Origin of the sequence: Pseudoalteromonas sp. PS5 (assembly GCF_004103255.1) — a bacterium.
GTDB lineage: Bacteria > Pseudomonadota > Gammaproteobacteria > Enterobacterales > Alteromonadaceae > Pseudoalteromonas > Pseudoalteromonas peptidolytica.
This window is the reverse complement of sequence record NZ_RCSQ01000055.1, coordinates 1-15,176: the sequence shown is the minus strand read 5'-3', so window position 1 is coordinate 15,176 and position 15,176 is coordinate 1. Positions and strand designations below refer to the sequence as shown.

The 15,176-nt window shown below is 41.6% G+C and carries 14 protein-coding genes; 7 read left to right on the top strand and 7 right to left on the bottom strand.

Annotation, left to right across the window (positions count from 1 at the left end; genetic code table 11):
* The first annotated feature begins 48 nt into the window (after nt 1-48).
* Nucleotides 49-1,122 (top strand): hypothetical protein, encoded by a 1,074-nt coding sequence (locus D9603_RS07485; RefSeq protein ID WP_128730835.1) that lies wholly within the window; start codon nt 49-51, stop codon nt 1,120-1,122.
* Here the strand turns inward: D9603_RS07485 and D9603_RS07480 are convergent.
* Nucleotides 1,112-1,501, bottom strand: coding sequence for a thioesterase family protein (locus D9603_RS07480; RefSeq protein ID WP_125251199.1), 390 nt, complete (start codon nt 1,499-1,501; stop codon nt 1,112-1,114). The two genes, D9603_RS07485 and D9603_RS07480, sit on opposite strands and share 11 nt — an antisense overlap.
* A gap of 29 nt (nt 1,502-1,530) precedes the next feature.
* Between D9603_RS07480 and D9603_RS07475 the strand changes: the two genes are divergently transcribed.
* Nucleotides 1,531-2,232: a 2OG-Fe(II) oxygenase gene (locus D9603_RS07475; RefSeq protein ID WP_125251200.1), complete on the top strand. Its 702-nt coding sequence runs from the start codon at nt 1,531-1,533 to the stop codon at nt 2,230-2,232.
* A 70-nt stretch (nt 2,233-2,302) separates the two neighbouring features.
* On the opposite strand, the gene D9603_RS07470 is transcribed toward D9603_RS07475, so the two are convergent.
* Nucleotides 2,303-2,671, bottom strand: a complete 369-nt coding sequence (locus tag D9603_RS07470; protein ID WP_125251201.1) for a YacL family protein — start codon at nt 2,669-2,671, stop codon at nt 2,303-2,305.
* Between the two features lie 104 nt (nt 2,672-2,775).
* On the opposite strand from D9603_RS07470, the gene D9603_RS07465 reads away from it, so the two are divergent.
* Nucleotides 2,776-3,678 carry an AEC family transporter gene (locus D9603_RS07465; RefSeq protein ID WP_128730834.1) on the top strand — a complete coding sequence of 301 codons (903 nt, stop codon included), beginning with the start codon at nt 2,776-2,778 and terminating at the stop codon, nt 3,676-3,678.
* 3 nt (nt 3,679-3,681) lie between these two features.
* Here the strand turns inward: D9603_RS07465 and D9603_RS07460 are convergent, their stop codons facing one another.
* Complete coding sequence (locus tag D9603_RS07460; protein ID WP_125251203.1) at nt 3,682-3,909, bottom strand: hypothetical protein; 228 nt, start codon at nt 3,907-3,909, stop codon at nt 3,682-3,684.
* 219 nt (nt 3,910-4,128) lie between these two features.
* Here D9603_RS07460 and D9603_RS07455 point away from each other — a divergent pair, with 219 nt between their 5' ends.
* The gene (locus D9603_RS07455; protein ID WP_128730854.1) at nt 4,129-5,442 is read left to right on the top strand and encodes a TIGR00366 family protein; all 1,314 of its coding nucleotides are present in this window, start codon (nt 4,129-4,131) and stop codon (nt 5,440-5,442) included.
* Between the two features lie 30 nt (nt 5,443-5,472).
* Here the strand turns inward: D9603_RS07455 and D9603_RS07450 are convergent, their stop codons facing one another.
* Complete coding sequence (locus D9603_RS07450) at nt 5,473-6,483, bottom strand: site-2 protease family protein (protein WP_128730833.1); 1,011 nt, start codon at nt 6,481-6,483, stop codon at nt 5,473-5,475.
* A gap of 210 nt (nt 6,484-6,693) precedes the next feature.
* Between D9603_RS07450 and D9603_RS07445 the strand changes: the two genes are divergently transcribed.
* Entirely contained in the window at nt 6,694-7,902 is a 1,209-nt protein-coding gene (locus tag D9603_RS07445; RefSeq protein ID WP_125251205.1) for an EAL domain-containing response regulator, read from the top strand.
* Here D9603_RS07445 and D9603_RS07440 read toward each other — a convergent pair.
* Nucleotides 7,886-9,019 carry a hemolysin family protein gene (locus D9603_RS07440; protein ID WP_167508245.1) on the bottom strand — a complete coding sequence of 378 codons (1,134 nt, stop codon included), beginning with the start codon at nt 9,017-9,019 and terminating at the stop codon, nt 7,886-7,888. The genes D9603_RS07445 and D9603_RS07440 overlap by 17 nt on opposite strands.
* Nucleotides 9,020-9,208: 189 nt before the next feature.
* Here D9603_RS07440 and D9603_RS07435 point away from each other — a divergent pair, with 189 nt between their 5' ends.
* Entirely contained in the window at nt 9,209-11,662 is a 2,454-nt protein-coding gene (locus D9603_RS07435) for a prolyl oligopeptidase family serine peptidase (protein ID WP_128730832.1), read from the top strand.
* A gap of 230 nt (nt 11,663-11,892) precedes the next feature.
* A complete protein-coding gene (locus D9603_RS07430) occupies nt 11,893-12,588 on the top strand; it encodes a response regulator transcription factor (protein WP_128730831.1) in 696 nt (231 codons plus the stop codon).
* Here D9603_RS07430 and D9603_RS07425 read toward each other — a convergent pair.
* Both D9603_RS07425 and D9603_RS07420 read right to left on the bottom strand, forming a co-directional pair.
* Nucleotides 12,585-14,105 carry a YifB family Mg chelatase-like AAA ATPase gene (locus tag D9603_RS07425; RefSeq protein ID WP_128730830.1) on the bottom strand — a complete coding sequence of 507 codons (1,521 nt, stop codon included), beginning with the start codon at nt 14,103-14,105 and terminating at the stop codon, nt 12,585-12,587. The genes D9603_RS07430 and D9603_RS07425 overlap by 4 nt on opposite strands.
* Nucleotides 14,106-14,121: 16 nt before the next feature.
* Complete coding sequence (locus D9603_RS07420; protein WP_128730829.1) at nt 14,122-14,736, bottom strand: trimeric intracellular cation channel family protein; 615 nt, start codon at nt 14,734-14,736, stop codon at nt 14,122-14,124.
* Between the last annotated feature and the right edge of the window lie 440 nt (nt 14,737-15,176).

The following is a 15,176-nucleotide window of genomic DNA, read 5'->3' as shown; positions in this document are numbered from 1 at the left end:
TCTAAAAATCTCTATTATTGGTGCATAATAATTATAAACTTGCTTATTATGCACCAACTTCTTGCACCCAAAAATTTTACCGCCTACTTAGCTAAATTACGCTTTGGTTTTCAGCAATTTTGGCAAAGCCTAACACTCGCTCAGCGATACTACTTAATTAGTTTCCTTATTTTCCTCTTCAGTGTTACGCAACCCGAAGATCATATCTTTACCGCATGTTTGATTTTAATCACCACAGTTATTGCGTTGTGTTACGAATTTTGGCCCCGCATCATCACATTTTGGGAAAGCATTCCTGGTAAAACATTAATTCTGTTGTTTTACGCCTTAATCGCCAATTTTGTTCTGGTTCAGGCAGACGGCAGGATAAATGATTTAACTGGAGTCAGTACCGATAACTTTCCTTATACCCATAACCTCAGTGTTTTACTGTCATTACCAACATGGTTTTTTATTACTAGCACTTTCTTGTTGATACTGACGCAGCTTTTAATGACCCTCTATGTGGTGCTGCTATTCTTACTAAAGCCACTTCGTATCAAGCCATTTTGGCATGAAACCCACTATCGATTCCCTGCGACTACCGCAATCATTCGGCTTATCATGTGTTTTGTTCTACTTGCTTTTTTGGTGCTAGGTATAACAAAGTCAGGAGCTTCAAACACCATTGGAGAGCTTTCATCTGATTTTAAAATCGATGAAAATGGCATTACCTTTGAGGCGCGAGGAACTGTACCAGAAGCAGCCGAGTCTCTCACGACGGATATAAAAGCAGCGTCAACTGAGCTGAATGAGCTTCAAACAACGCCACCAGAAACACAAACTAGTGAGTCAACGTCGCTCTCAGTTTCTATTAACAATGGTTCAGAAACAGATAAGTCAGATGCTAGTCAAAACTATGATGAGGTGCTCAACCAAATTCTCGCCTATTTTATCTTTCGTTTTGAATCCGACGGTAGTTCGCGTTGCGAACATACCGAAGGGAGTAACATAGTCGAGCTAAACGATTATGAAATATTGGAGATCATGCCAAACAGCACAGCTAAATATGGTTATACATATACTGTTAAGCCCTGCATCTCCGCAGCCATAGGTCACCAATTTAAAGGGCTTAAACCATAAAGTGAGCTAACGACTCTCGCTCTTGTTGACTAAGTGATTTTGAAGACTTTGCAGCAAAGTCATATCGAACCATAGTTGTTCTACCTTCAGCGCAGCACTCTTGGTGCTGCCAAGCTTGCTGTAATATCACAAAGGAGCTATTGCCAACACGCTCAATCACGGTCTTTATCTCCACCTCTTGACCATAAAATAGCTCGCCTTTAAAGGTTACTTCTATCTTCGCTACGATTAACTTCCATGCTTTGGGATTTAAATCAGGTGTAAATATTTTGAAAATAGGTGTGCGCGCAGCTTCAAACCATACGGGTAGTACGGTATTGTTAATATGTCCAAGCACGTCGGTGTCACAAAAACGCGGCATAAGTTTTTCAGACAACATGATAACTCCAATAAAAACTAGGGAAAAACATGAGTGATTTTATTCGCGTTTATGATAACGCACTCAGTTCAGACTTTTGTGATGAATTTATTCAGACCTTTGATCGCAGCCCACACTTACAGCAAGGAACCACATCTGGTGGTGTGGATTTGAACAAAAAGGTGAGTCAAGATCTCTATTTAAATTCTTATCCTGACTATGCCAAACAGTTACAGTACATTCAACAGGTTACAGCAAAGCACTTATTTGAATACCTTGAAGAACACTTTTTTATGATCATTGGTGCGTTCGGGCTTAAAGTGTACCATCCAAAAACCGGGGAACCTGTCGATGTAACTGTGGATAACTTTGAAGAAGTCGGCAAGCCACAACTCCCCGTGCTCACTCAGCAGCTGTTTCGTTTAGGTGCAATTCAAGCACAACGATATCAAATAAATAAAGGCGGCTACCCTTATTGGCACAGCGAAGTTTATCCTCAACACGACCATAATGAGGCTTTACACAGAGTACTATTATTTATGTTTTACCTTAATGATGTAGAGGAAGGTGGTGAGACTGAATTTTATTATCAGCAACGTAAAATTGCACCAGTAAAGGGTTCAATGGTTATCGCTCCTGGGTACTTTACTCATACTCACAGAGGCAACATTCCCATTTCCAACGACAAATACATATTAACCTCTTGGGTCTTGTTCAATAGGGCAGAGCAACTTTACGGCACACCTAAATAAGCTGAACCTGGCAGAATAAATAAAATGCGATGAGCAAAATCAGATGTACGAAAACATTATGTACTAACACTCATTTTGCTCGTATAAACTCAGCCCACTCCTTCAGCATTGGCATAAAATCTTCGTAACCGCAAATGGCCATCATACCTGATTCATCTAACGCTAACGCATCTTCTTGATACTGCATCACGTCCTCACTTTCATGAAACAACGCGTGACTTTCAAACAAGGCTTCTTGTGGGGTAAAAGTCGCGCGAATTTCTTTACCTGTGAGAATAAGCTCTTCCTTTTGAAAAGAGAGCGCTTCTAATTGAGAAATTAATGCTCTTACACTGTTATGATCAAGTTCTTCAGACAACCATCGGCCGATTAAAGCATGTTCATCATTAAAGCGAGCACGAAAGCCTGAAAGTGGATCACGAATAAATTGGTATTCCATTGTTACTATTTGATAAAAAATACACCTTTGCATTATACCCCAGTAGTACCCGCTAAGCATTCATTGATAGAATTGCACCTAGCTTAATTATATTTGGTTTGCGCATGTCACCTTTTGAGATTTTATTTCCCCTTATTTTTATTGTGTTATCTGGGTATGTCAGCGCCAAAGTTGGCTTTATTCCCATTAAACAACTTGATGGCTTGCGTACCTTCATTTTTAACTTGTGTATTCCTGTTCTGCTATTTAGCAGTATGATACAAGCCGATTTAAGTAATTTAGCGGCCGGCTCCTTACTACTGTCATTTTACTTACCTGTGGCGCTGACTTACCTCGCGCTATATTTACTACTTTTTAGGGGGCGTAAATTTCCTAAGGCCGATTGTGCAACAAAGGCTTTGGGAGGAACCTACTCAAATACGGTGTTAGTGGGACTTCCAGTTATTTTGATGGCGCTCGGTAAGCAAGCTGGTGCAATGGTTTTTATGATCATTACTTTTCACAGTCTGATGCTGTTTTTTATGACTTTTTCTCTGGCCGCTAAAAATCAAGCTCTTATAGGGATCGTTAAACCTTTATTACTCAACCCGATAGTTATCAGTATTACTTCTGGATTAGTACTAAACATAGCTGGTGTCGAACCACCAAGCTTGTTGATGGAAAGTTTAAGCTGGCTGGCTAAACCCGCCATTCCAGGTGCTTTATTTATTCTCGGCGCGAGTTTACTGCAATATGGGATAAAAGGACATCTGAAGGGGGCGCTATGGTTAAGTAGTGTAAAACTGGTTCTGTTACCCGCATGCGTTTACTTGTTTGCAATTTATCTAGAACTACCGACGCAACAGGTGCAAGTCATCACATTAATGAGCGCCTCTCCACTGGGTGTAAATGCTTATCTTGTTGCGCGTCAGCTAGACAGTCAAGCGGCGACGCTTGCCGCCACCGTAGTGCTGTCTACTATGCTAAGCGTTGTCACGCTTTCAGGTTGGCTATTCCTACTGGTCTAGCCATCAATACCGAGGGGGCGTATATTTTGCTGCATCAATAATAGCCCAAATATGGAATATTCCAGCAACAATGGCTGGGATGAGAAGAAACCATAACGCATAGCCACCGAATACAATGATAGCGAAAATCAGGGCAGATAAAATTCGCCCTTGAACCAACTGGCCAAGGCCAGGGAAAAATATGTTACAAAGCGCAGCGATGACATTACCACCAGAACCTTGTCCAGACATAGTTACCTCTCTTAGTTACTTTAAGTCTTTATTTTGATGTATCAGGTTTCGTGCCAAACTTAACCTTTTGATTTTATTTAAAATAAAGCAAACCAACCATTTTCTATTTACTAAAAGTTCGCCTAAACCACTAACTTTTAGCTTAAAGTTTAGCTATATTGTGCTTCGCAGCTCAATCTTTATGATTTGCAAAGAACAATAATGAAAACAGGATGTCCTATGCTGAGCAAGTTTACCACCCCACTCACTAAATTAGTCGATAAGTACCTTCCAGATCCATTTGTTATTGTACTTTTGCTCACTTTTTCGGTGATGCTACTGGCCTTTGCGTTTACACCTAGCACTCCTATATTCATCATAGAAGCATGGGGCAATGGTTTTTGGAAGCTACTTACTTTTGCCATGCAAATGTTACTGGTTCTGTTATGTGGCCATATGCTCGCAATCACCCCCCCTGTGGCTAAGCTGTTAGATAAGTTAGCTCGAATAGCCCAGACCCCGTCTCAAGCTATTATGTTAACGACGCTCGTCGCTATGAGTGCTAGCTGGCTTAACTGGGGGTTTGGCCTTGTGGTCGGTGCTTTATTTGCTAAGGCCATCGCAAAGCACGTAAGAGTAGACTATCGCCTCTTAGTGGCTAGCGCATACTCAGGTTTTATTGTATGGCATGCGGGGTTAGCAGGCTCAATCCCGCTAACCATCGCGACACCTGGGCACTTTAGTGAGCAGAGCATAGGTGTTATTGCCACCACCGAAACTATCTTTTCACCATTTAACCTATTGATGACATTGTGTATCTTTATTGTTTTGCCGCTTTTAAATAAGTTCATGCTACCAAAAGATAACGAAGCCATTATCATAGATAAAGCAAAGCTACACGATGACTCCCCGCAAATTAGTCATCACGATACCCCAGCATCTCAATTAGAAAATGCTGCATGGATAGGAATATTGAGCGGAATGCTAGGTATTTTTTATTTGGCCTACACTTTCATTTTCAACGGAGGGACACTCACCCTCAATACCGTTATCGCTCTCTTTTTGTTCTTAGCCATGATGCTACACAAAACCCCAGCTAATATCTTAGCCAGCCTGCAACAAGCAATCCAAGGTGGTGCAGGGATTGTCATTCAGTTTCCGTTTTATGCTGGGATCATGGCGATTATGATCGATACTGGTCTTGCACAACAAATATCACAAGGCTTCGTATCTATAAGTAGTCAATGGACACTGCCTGTTTGGAGTTTTTTAAGTGCTGGTCTGGTTAATATCTTTGTGCCTTCTGGTGGTGGTCAATGGGCTGTACAAGCTCCAATCATTATTCCTGCGGCTGAAGCGCTAAATGCAGACATATCCAGAGTCGCAATGGCTGTCGCTTGGGGAGACGCTTGGACTAACCTTATCCAGCCTTTTTGGGCACTGCCTGTACTTGCCATTGCGGGGCTCAAAGCCAAAGATATTATGGGTTTTTGTTTAGTACAGTTATTGGTAACAGGCACAATCATCACTGCGCTCTTATTGCTACCATTGTAATAAGGCGCTTTACGCGCCTTATTAGTTATTTTAGCTGGATAAAATCTTCATCGGCAAACTCAGAATTGGATTGTCAGAATCAGCAAAGTGCATCATTACAGCAACATGCCCACATACCACCAACACGTACATTAGGGCACTGACCACCTGACCATATCTATCTAATGGTATTAAGTGACTGTGGTGACGCCCTCGCCATTCCAGCAAGATTTCAAAACTCCCAACCAAAATAAAGATAACGAGCAATATCAATCCAAATGTATAGCTGATCCAAAGGCCCAGCATCACACCAGCCATACATGCTAATAGTCCCACCCAAGAGCGCATCGAAAAACTAATGCTCTTAAGTACATGGCCACCGTCCAGTGGCAAAATGGGTAATAAGTTAAATAAGTTGAGCAATGCGCTCAATACCGCGACGCCTGCGAATATTTCCATTTCTGTCGCGTAATAGAGCACGACACCTAAAATTGAGGTAATTAATCCAAAAGCAGGCCCCATCAAAGAGATCACTACATCTTGCCAACGTGTCACTATTTTATCATCGCTCACCGCAAGACCGCCGACAAATGGAATTAGATAAATCCCTTTTGTCTTGATACCAAAATAGCGCATCGCTCTAACATGACCATATTCGTGCACAACCAAACAGGCTACGAGCATAAGTGCAAATTGCCATGAAAATAGCCAAGCATAACCAGCCACAGACGCTCCAGCTAGAGCAGCTTTAACCACTTTTGCACTTTTAAATAGCTTAAGCCCCAGAGCAGCTAAACCAAAAAGGCTGCGTTTTTCTTTGGGTGTCTCGGTGCTTACCTCTACCCACTGAGTATCGGAGTCGTTAACAATAATACCCAAAAGCCCTTGTGGAAGTTGCTCTGTACGTACAGCTAAGGCTTGACCTTCAACTGACGCACTGACGTAACCTCCATGCTCCTCAAAAGCAATCGCTTGCTGCTCAACAAATATTTGTACAACCTGCTGTTGATTAAAAAATATAGATACAGCCTTCTCGGCTAGCGATAATTCGACTCTATTCATATCCAAACCCAAAAATCGTTTGCAGTATTATCACTAAAACTAGGCATTGCACAATGTCTTTACCGTTACTAGGTTAGAAAAATCAATGCAAAATTCGATAATGGGATTAAAAGTTGAGTAAAAGTCATGTCGTTAAGAATGCGCGAATTTAAGCACTTTGGAATATTTGTACTAAGCTTTAAGAAGGTTCGGTATACGAAGGAATTGTTAATGTCATTAGCAAAAAATCGGATAATGGTAGTAGATGATTCTCCAGCAATACTCGTTGTGATGCAGGCCATTATGACAGAGTTAGGTATTGAGCATGTCACCACCTGTTCAAGCGCGATCAATGCCCTTGAAAAAGTTCGGCAAACTCCTCACCAGTTTGATGCCGTTTTCACCGATCTCAATATGCCTGAGATGGATGGCATGGAGTTTATACACAAGCTCGGAGAACTGAAGTTTTCTGGTGGTATTATTATTATTTCTGAAATGAATGAAAAGATAATTGACCTAGCAACAAACCTAGCCCGCCAATCAAATGCACACCTCATCGGTAATATAACCAAGCCAATACAGCTAATCGATGTCGAACGCATGCTGAAAAAAATGTCAACCTATACAACCGTTAAACGCAATAGCATTGAAAAAGTTACAGAGAGTCAATTACTTCATGCAATCAGCCATAATGAAATAACGCCGTATTATCAGCCTAAAGTGAATAGGGGCGATAAGAAAATTAAGAGTGTTGAAGTGCTGGCGCGCATAGTGTCAAAAAGTGCAACCAAAGTCATATTACCGGATCACTTCATCGGGGTAGCAGAAGACACTGACTTAATTAATATCATCACCTTTCAATTATTTGAAAAAGCAACCAATGAGTTTAAAGCCATCAAGTCAGAGCTAAATTACCCAATCAAACTGGCATTCAATTTATCACCAGTTCAGCTCAATGATCTAAGCTGCCCAGATAAACTTGCATTAATATTGGAAATCAACCGCCTAAAACCGAGTGATATTATTTTAGAGATCACCGAAAACCAGCCAATGAATCAGTCAATTCAATTGGAAACAATGAATCGATTACGGATCCGTGGTTTTGACATTTCATTGGACGATTTTGGTACGGGCTTTACCAATATCCAGCAGTTAAAGTCTTTACCCTTTACTGAGATAAAAATCGATCGCTCTTTGATCACCCATGTCGAGTCAGATAGATTTTCGCAAGTTCTCATCGACAGCCTTATAGACATAGCGCAGAATCAACAGCTTGATATAGTTGCCGAAGGTATTGAGCGCATTGAAGAGCTACAATACCTTGATCGTTATAAACATAGCCTGTTGATGCAAGGCTTTTTAATCAGCAAGCCAAAACCATTAGATGAACTCATAAGCTGGATTCATTCTTGGCAGCGTATGATTAATTCGAACCCTTAACCTCAGGCTGTTCGGGCTGCTCTGCGATTTTTTCCGCTTCCAGATGCTCAAGCGCTTCAGTCTCATCAATATCCTCAATCAGGTTATCATGATTGTCTACACGCTCTCGCCACTTTTGTTTTGCAGCCGCCTGCATATTGGTCGTTTGTTCCCTTTCATCGACAATGTCCATCCCCATTAGGGATTCGAGTAAGTCCTCTAGGGTGACAATACCTTGTACATCTCCGTATTCATCAACCACTAATGCAATATGTAAGCGCTTCGAGAGCAGCGCCTTAAATAACTCAGGAGCTGCTAGAGTTTCAGGTACAGTGTATAGCGGACGAGAAAGCTTACCAATTTTATATTCTTCCCCTAAACGGTGATAGGCAAGCATGATGTCATTCTTATGAACAAAACCGATAATATCATCGGTGTTTTTATCAAATACCAAGACTCGAGAAAATGCAACCGAACCATGCTCTGATAAGTATCCATGCACCGTCATATCTTTGTGGACTTTGAACAACACTGTTCTTGGGGTCATAATACTTTCAAGTCGTGCATGGCGAAAACGTAGCAGGCTTCGGATAGTCTCGGTCTCATCTTGGTGTAAAGCACCTGCTTCAGAACCAATTTCAGCCATCGCTTCTATTTCTTGACGAATATAATGCGCTTCATCTTCTTTTCGGCCTATTACTTTGGTTAACTGATCAGACATCCATACAAACGGTTTAAGCACCCGCACTAACCATACCAGCATACTGGACACTACAGGCGTTAAAGCACGCCAATAAGTCGCCCCTAAAGTTTTTGGAATAATTTCGGATAGTACTAAGACGAGCAATGTCATGATTGCAGATGCAATACCAACAGCTGCATCTGAAAATACCACAGCAGCTTGCGCCCCAACCCCAGCTGCACCAGCAGTATGGGCAACGGTATTAAGTGTTAGGATCGCAGAAAGTGGCTGATCTATATTATCTTTGAGCGTTTGTACACGATCGGCTAACCCACCATTGTCTTGTCTAAGTATCCCGATATGGCTTGGCGTAATACTTAGCAATACGGCTTCCATCACCGAGCAAATAAACGAAATAGCTATCGCCAAAAACATATAGGTTAAAAGTAGGGTCAAGTATGTACTCCTCTTAATTTAAAACATAAGTATGGGGGCGCGGTATGCTCGATCAAACAATTAAATGAGAGCTCGCCAGCTTTATTGACGCCAAATCTTAAATTTAGGACGTCTATCGCAGCAATACAACCGAGTTAAAATACTATGATATAGTTTTATCATCTAATTACCTACATTAGGCGCAAATAAATGAAATTACATACAGCCGTTACTCTACTATTTACGGCAGTTTCAACACAACTATCCGCAAGCCCATTAGATGAATCGAAAATACAATTTTTGGGGCCGATTGCAATCAACTCGACAATTAAGCCTGCTGACACCGCACACCGCGATGCGATTATCGACAATTTATTGCCTACTCTACAAAAAAATACAAACCAAATAATGCTCTTTAATCAGCAGAGCAAGTGGCAGCCATTAAATAAAATATCAAAGTTAACGATACCTGGTTTACAAGCGCTAAAGTTTAACTTCACGACTGAGCGCTTTGTATCTGGCAAACTAAAGCTCGAGGGTATTGAGAAAGCCAAGGTCTTTTTAAATGGTGAAGCCGTGAGTGGCATTAGCGAAATCCAACTGGATGTTGCCAAAGGAGATCATCAAGTCCTTGTGGTTGCTGAGCAGGTGAACGATTGGAACAAGGTAGACATTAGTTTTGAAGGTAAAGCTGACCATGACTCCATTACTCTAACCGACAAGCAGACTAAAGCACTTTCAGCTAAGCAGCTTTTCGATGCACCTACTGTAAGCGCAATTTCATTATCTCCAAATGGAGAATATTACATCACAACGATGCGTCGTTATAACGATGAAAAAGGTAACTCTGCGATTACAGAAACCACTTTATATAATGAAGATGGTGAGGCCTTATATCACTTTGATGGTATGAATGCTGCTAATTTTGCTTGGCGTGACGACAGTGAAAAGCTTACCTACTTATCTGATAATAAAGCGTATATCTTTGACTTAAAGACAACTAAAAGGACTCAGGTTGCCAGCCAACTAAATGGCGCAAATAGCATAACCTTCTTCGACGAAAATACACTCATTTTTGAATGGACCAACAGTGGCAAAGAAGAAGGCAAGTTGACCAAGCACTATCAAGGTCTAGAAGACCGCTGGTCATATGCTCGTACTCAATCACAAATATTCTTACTAGATATTACTAGCGGTCTGCTTAACCCTGTTACTGTCGGCACACAAAGCCATCAGCTAGCTGACTTTGATGCTAAAGCGAACACAATTCTCGCAACTCGTCATCAGCAAGATTATGCTCAGCCACCACATATGCTGACTGATCTGATAGAAATTGATTTATCAAACTATCAGCAAAAAGTGATTGGTCAATATCGAACGTTCAATAATGCACAATATACAAAAGAGGGGATCTATGTTACCGCAGGCCCCGATTTTGCAAACGGAGCGGGTCGAAACTTACCAGAAGGTATGCTAGCGAACAATTACGATGGTCAGCTCTATCTCATGGATCGAAGCGGGCAAAACGTTAAAGCATTGAGTAAAAACTTTGACCCTGCGATCAGTAACTTTACCGTACTGAATAATGGTGATGTTGTACTAAAAGCGACTGATGAAGACCGCCAGCAACTTTTCTTGTTTGACGAGAGCAAAAATAAATTCAAAAGAATAAACACAGGACTAGATGTCGTTGAAAAATATGCTGTATCAGATGAACGTCATGCTCAAGTATTATTTACTGGCACGACGGTCTCAACACCACAACAGCTGAAAACTATACACGTCTCAGATAACCGCTCAAAAACACTCTGGGACTCAAAAGGTATCGCTTATCAGGGTGCTGAAATAGCGAACCTAGAAGAGTTTAACTTCACAAACAAAGAAGGTGTGGAGATAAAAGGCCGTGTTTATTTGCCTCATGATTTAGATAAATCTAAAAAGTACCCTGCACTTGTATACTATTATGGTGGCACATCTCCTGTTACTAGAGGCTTCTCTGGACGCTACCCATTTAATTTATGGGCAGCCAAAGGCTATGTTGTCTACGTACTACAACCAACAGGTGCAACCGGGTTTGGGCAAAAATTCTCAGCCGAACACGTCAACGCCTGGGGTGAACATACTGCAAATGACATCATCATGGGAACTAAAGAGTTCGTAAAAGCTTATCCTTTTGTTGATGATAAACGCTTGGGTAACCTCGGCGCATCTTATGGTGGCTTTATGACAATGCTACTAACCACCAAAACCAATTTATTCTCAGCCTCTATCTCACACGCTGGTATTTCAAATATTACCTCTTACTGGGGACAAGGCTGGTGGGGCTATTTATATTCAGGCGAAGCATCAAAGGGAAGCTTCCCTTGGAATAATCCAACACTTTATTCACAGCATAGCCCTGTTTTTAATGCAAATAAGGTAACAACACCGTTATTACTTATCCATGGTGATGCAGATACAAATGTGCCACCGGGTGAAAGTCATAATATGTATACTGCGCTTAAAATACTCGGCCAAGATGTTGAGTTAGTGGAATACAAAGGAGCAGATCACCAAATATTCGCTCGCGATAAACGCTTCCACTGGTGGGATACCATGCTAGCGTATTTTGACAAACACCTTAAAAATGAGCCGCAGTGGTGGCAACACCTGTACGGTAAATAAATTTGTTTTACGGCGGTGCCTTTGGCACCGCTTTTTGATTATGTAAGCGGCAAATAGCACCATCATTATATATAATTTAATAATATAAGGGCTATCTCTCTTGATTGTTCAAGAAAGGCGGGGTAACGTGCCCAATATATAGAGTTGTAAGAATTCGTTTCGTCTACTTCCAAGCAGCGATTCCTCAGTGCTATATTAACGACAATTAAACAACAATTAACAGTGAAAACATGAGCATAAAGGTTTTATTAGTTGAAGATGATGAACTCTTAGCAAAGCGACTATGTAGCCACTTTGATGATACCGAATTTAGTATCACTGTAGATAATACTGGTGCAGCAGCGCTTGAGCTTATACAAAAACAGACACAAAACCCATTTGCTCTTGCTATTGTTGATGTCGTCTTGCCCGCAACGGACGGTCTTCAACTAGCAAAAGAAATTAATACACTGTCAGAGCTAGGCGTTATTATGCTTTCTAGCCGCGATTCTCAAGCAGACAGAATAGCAGGCCTTGCTCAAGGAGCTGACGATTACGTTTGTAAGCCTGTGGATGCGTTAGAACTAGAGCTGCGTATGCGCGCACTTTATAAACGGCTTGTAGGTAGTAAAGATGACGAATCCGAAGAATTCATTGAATATGCAGACTTCAAGCTACACCCCGATAACCGCACTCTGATTAATCAACACGGTACTGAATCGCGCCTAACTGAAGCTGAGCATAAAGTGCTTATCTGCCTGATCTCTAATGCAGGAAGAGCCACGTCTCGGGAGCGTATATCTGAAGATATAGGGCAACCAGATTGGAGCCCTAGCGACAGAACTGTTGATGTTCTAGTAGGTCGGCTACGTAAAAAGCTCGGGGACGAAAAAGAACAAAAGCGTATCGTCACTGTGCGTGGCAAAGGTTATATGCTCTCAACCTAATATCTGGTCAGTTGACCCAATAACCGCTCTAAAGCGCGATAACTTAGCGCCTCCTTTAGATGTACCAAACCAATATCAGTGACGCAGCTCAAATCTGCAATGGTTCTAGCGACTTTGATTATTCGGTGATAGGAGCGAGGTGATAACTGTAGCTTTTCAGCGGCCTTAGCTAAAAAAGCACGCTCCGCTTCAGCAAGGTAGCAAACTTTGTTTAGCTCTTTTACTCCTAACTGATCATTACACTTTCCCTGTCTTTGTAATGCAAGTTGGTAAGCTTTCTCGACTCTCTGCCTTATTGACGAACTTGGCTCACTATCACATTGATTTTGTAATTCTTCAGTTTTTAGTCGAGGTAATTCTATCTGTAAATCAATCCTATCTAGAAAGGGACCTGAAATCTTAGACAGATATCGTAACACTTGATCAGGAGAGCTTCTTTTGTCTGTATAACAACCGGTAGGACTTGGGTTCAATGCTGCGATGAGTTGAAAGTTCGCGGGGTAATCAACTTGCCGAGCAGCACGCGAAATCGTGACTGTTCCAGTTTCCATCGGTTCTCTCAACGAGTCTAACACTTTACGGTCAAACTCTGGAAGCTCGTCCAAGAACAGTACTCCATTATTAGATAATGAGATCTCTCCCGGTTTAGGGTTTGATGAACCTCCGACTAATGCAACTGCAGAGCAGGTATGATGGGGAGCTCTAAATGGACGCATTTTCCAGTTAGATTGGTTGATTGGTTTTCCTAAAATAGAATAAATTGACGCCGTTTCTAGTGCTTGCTGATCCGTCATTTTTGGCATTATGGTCGGTAGTCGTTGTGCTAGCATCGACTTTCCTGTACCGGGAGGCCCTAAAAAAAGGACGTTGTGACCACCCGCTGCTGCAATTTCTAGTACTCTTTTTGCCCCTTCTTGACCTTTGACTTCTGCCATATCTATTGCAGAATCAATATCTTGAGGTAACTGTTGCACGATATGATATTTCTGGTTAATTTCCAATGGTGATTGGCCGCTTAAATGCGACCAAGCCATTTTTAAATTATCTAGCGGCACACGAATGGCAGCAGAAGCTAAGCTCGCAACAACATCGTTAGCAAGAGGTAAGTAGCACGCTCTGCTTTTTGTTGCTGCTGCCATTACTGAAGGCAGAATTGCCGTTATCTCTCTCAATTCACCATTCAATGCAAGTTCCCCGTAGAACTCTTTACCGATTACAGATTGACTATCTAGCTGACCTGAAGCGACTAAAATTCCCACAGCTATCGCTAAGTCAAATCGTCCACCCTCTTTAGGTAAGTCAGCTGGCGCTAGATTCACAGTGATTCTTTGCTCAGGAAACAAAAAACCAGTATTTGCCATCGCACTTCGGACTCGCTCTTTTGCTTCCTTAACCGATGCCTCTGGCAAGCCCACTATATTGAAAGCAGGTAAACCATTGCTTAAGTGAACTTCAACAATGACCTCTGGTGCTGTGATCCCAACTTGTGCGCGTGTGAACACTTTTGCTAAAGACATCCATGTCTCCTAATAATTAGTTTGGATATTTAAAAACGTGCAAAACCAAATTGTATCTCATTGCAGCAAGACGTAAGAATAGTGTCGACGCCATAGATAAAAGCATCACATACTCTGTTGCTAAACCCAGTTTAATAGTTTGAGTATAGACTATCCCTCCAAAAATACAGGTAATAGCGTATAACTCACCTTTTAATAACAGTGGAATTTCTCTGGCCAATACATCGCGGATCACTCCGCCAAAGCAGCCCGTTAATACCCCCATAATGATTGCTGTCATATCAGGCATACCTATACTTAGCGCTTTTTGAACCCCCATTACAGCAAAAAATGCAAGTCCTATTGCATCGGCAATTTGCAGTAAGGTGCGCGGAATATTTTCGTGTCGGTTAAGCCAAAAGATGCTGATAAGAACCGCGCACAATATGGCGTATATATAACTAGTATCATGTAGCCAAAAAACGGGTTGGTCTAAAATTAAATCCCTGATAGTGCCACCGCCAATACCTGTTGCAGCAGCAAGAACAATCACTCCAAAGCCATCCATATGCTTGCTATGCGCAATTAGCGTTCCTGATATGGCAAAGACCATTACCCCTAAAAGATCAAACCAATGGTAGAGTTCTGTCATTTTGTATTAAGTAATGAGGAAAAAGAGAAATCATAGCTAAGATCCAAAGCAAAGGGTAGTCGAACAAGCTGCTTTGCTACTAGAAAGCTTCATTAATGGGTCCAATGTCATACAAATGAGCGATAAAGCAAAAAAACCGCTGCATCTCTGCAATGGATTTGACGTACATGGATATACTAATGTCGATTAGAACCATGGATGGATGCTGTTAATCAACCTTTAATGAGGCTCTTGCTTGCTACGAAGTAGGATGTTCTGCTTTCAGATAAACGCAATGAGAGCGAGGCTACGCTTCGTAGCTCTTAGGGGTACTTCTTTATTCTTTTTGTTTGGCAAGCACAACGGCTCGGCGGGTAAACCCCCTCCTACCAGTGCAGTATTTTGTTGATGTAGTGGTGGGAGCGAGTTTAGCTCGCGATGTTACAGAGTAGACTGTTTTA

Coding starts and splice junctions, on each gene's coding strand:
- D9603_RS07470 (WP_125251201.1), bottom strand. CDS start 2,671: ATGGAATACCAATTTATTCGTGATCCACTTTCAGGCTTTCGTGCTCGC.
- D9603_RS07455 (WP_128730854.1), top strand. CDS start 4,129: ATGCTGAGCAAGTTTACCACCCCACTCACTAAATTAGTCGATAAGTAC.
- D9603_RS07450 (WP_128730833.1), bottom strand. CDS start 6,483: ATGAATAGAGTCGAATTATCGCTAGCCGAGAAGGCTGTATCTATATTT.
- D9603_RS07430 (WP_128730831.1), top strand. CDS start 11,893: ATGAGCATAAAGGTTTTATTAGTTGAAGATGATGAACTCTTAGCAAAG.
- D9603_RS07480 (WP_125251199.1), bottom strand. CDS start 1,501: ATGTTGTCTGAAAAACTTATGCCGCGTTTTTGTGACACCGACGTGCTT.
- D9603_RS07420 (WP_128730829.1), bottom strand. CDS start 14,736: ATGACAGAACTCTACCATTGGTTTGATCTTTTAGGGGTAATGGTCTTT.
- D9603_RS07435 (WP_128730832.1), top strand. CDS start 9,209: ATGAAATTACATACAGCCGTTACTCTACTATTTACGGCAGTTTCAACA.
- D9603_RS07460 (WP_125251203.1), bottom strand. CDS start 3,909: ATGTCTGGACAAGGTTCTGGTGGTAATGTCATCGCTGCGCTTTGTAAC.
- D9603_RS07485 (WP_128730835.1), top strand. CDS start 49: ATGCACCAACTTCTTGCACCCAAAAATTTTACCGCCTACTTAGCTAAA.
- D9603_RS07445 (WP_125251205.1), top strand. CDS start 6,694: ATGTCATTAGCAAAAAATCGGATAATGGTAGTAGATGATTCTCCAGCA.
- D9603_RS07475 (WP_125251200.1), top strand. CDS start 1,531: ATGAGTGATTTTATTCGCGTTTATGATAACGCACTCAGTTCAGACTTT.
- D9603_RS07465 (WP_128730834.1), top strand. CDS start 2,776: ATGTCACCTTTTGAGATTTTATTTCCCCTTATTTTTATTGTGTTATCT.
- D9603_RS07425 (WP_128730830.1), bottom strand. CDS start 14,105: ATGTCTTTAGCAAAAGTGTTCACACGCGCACAAGTTGGGATCACAGCA.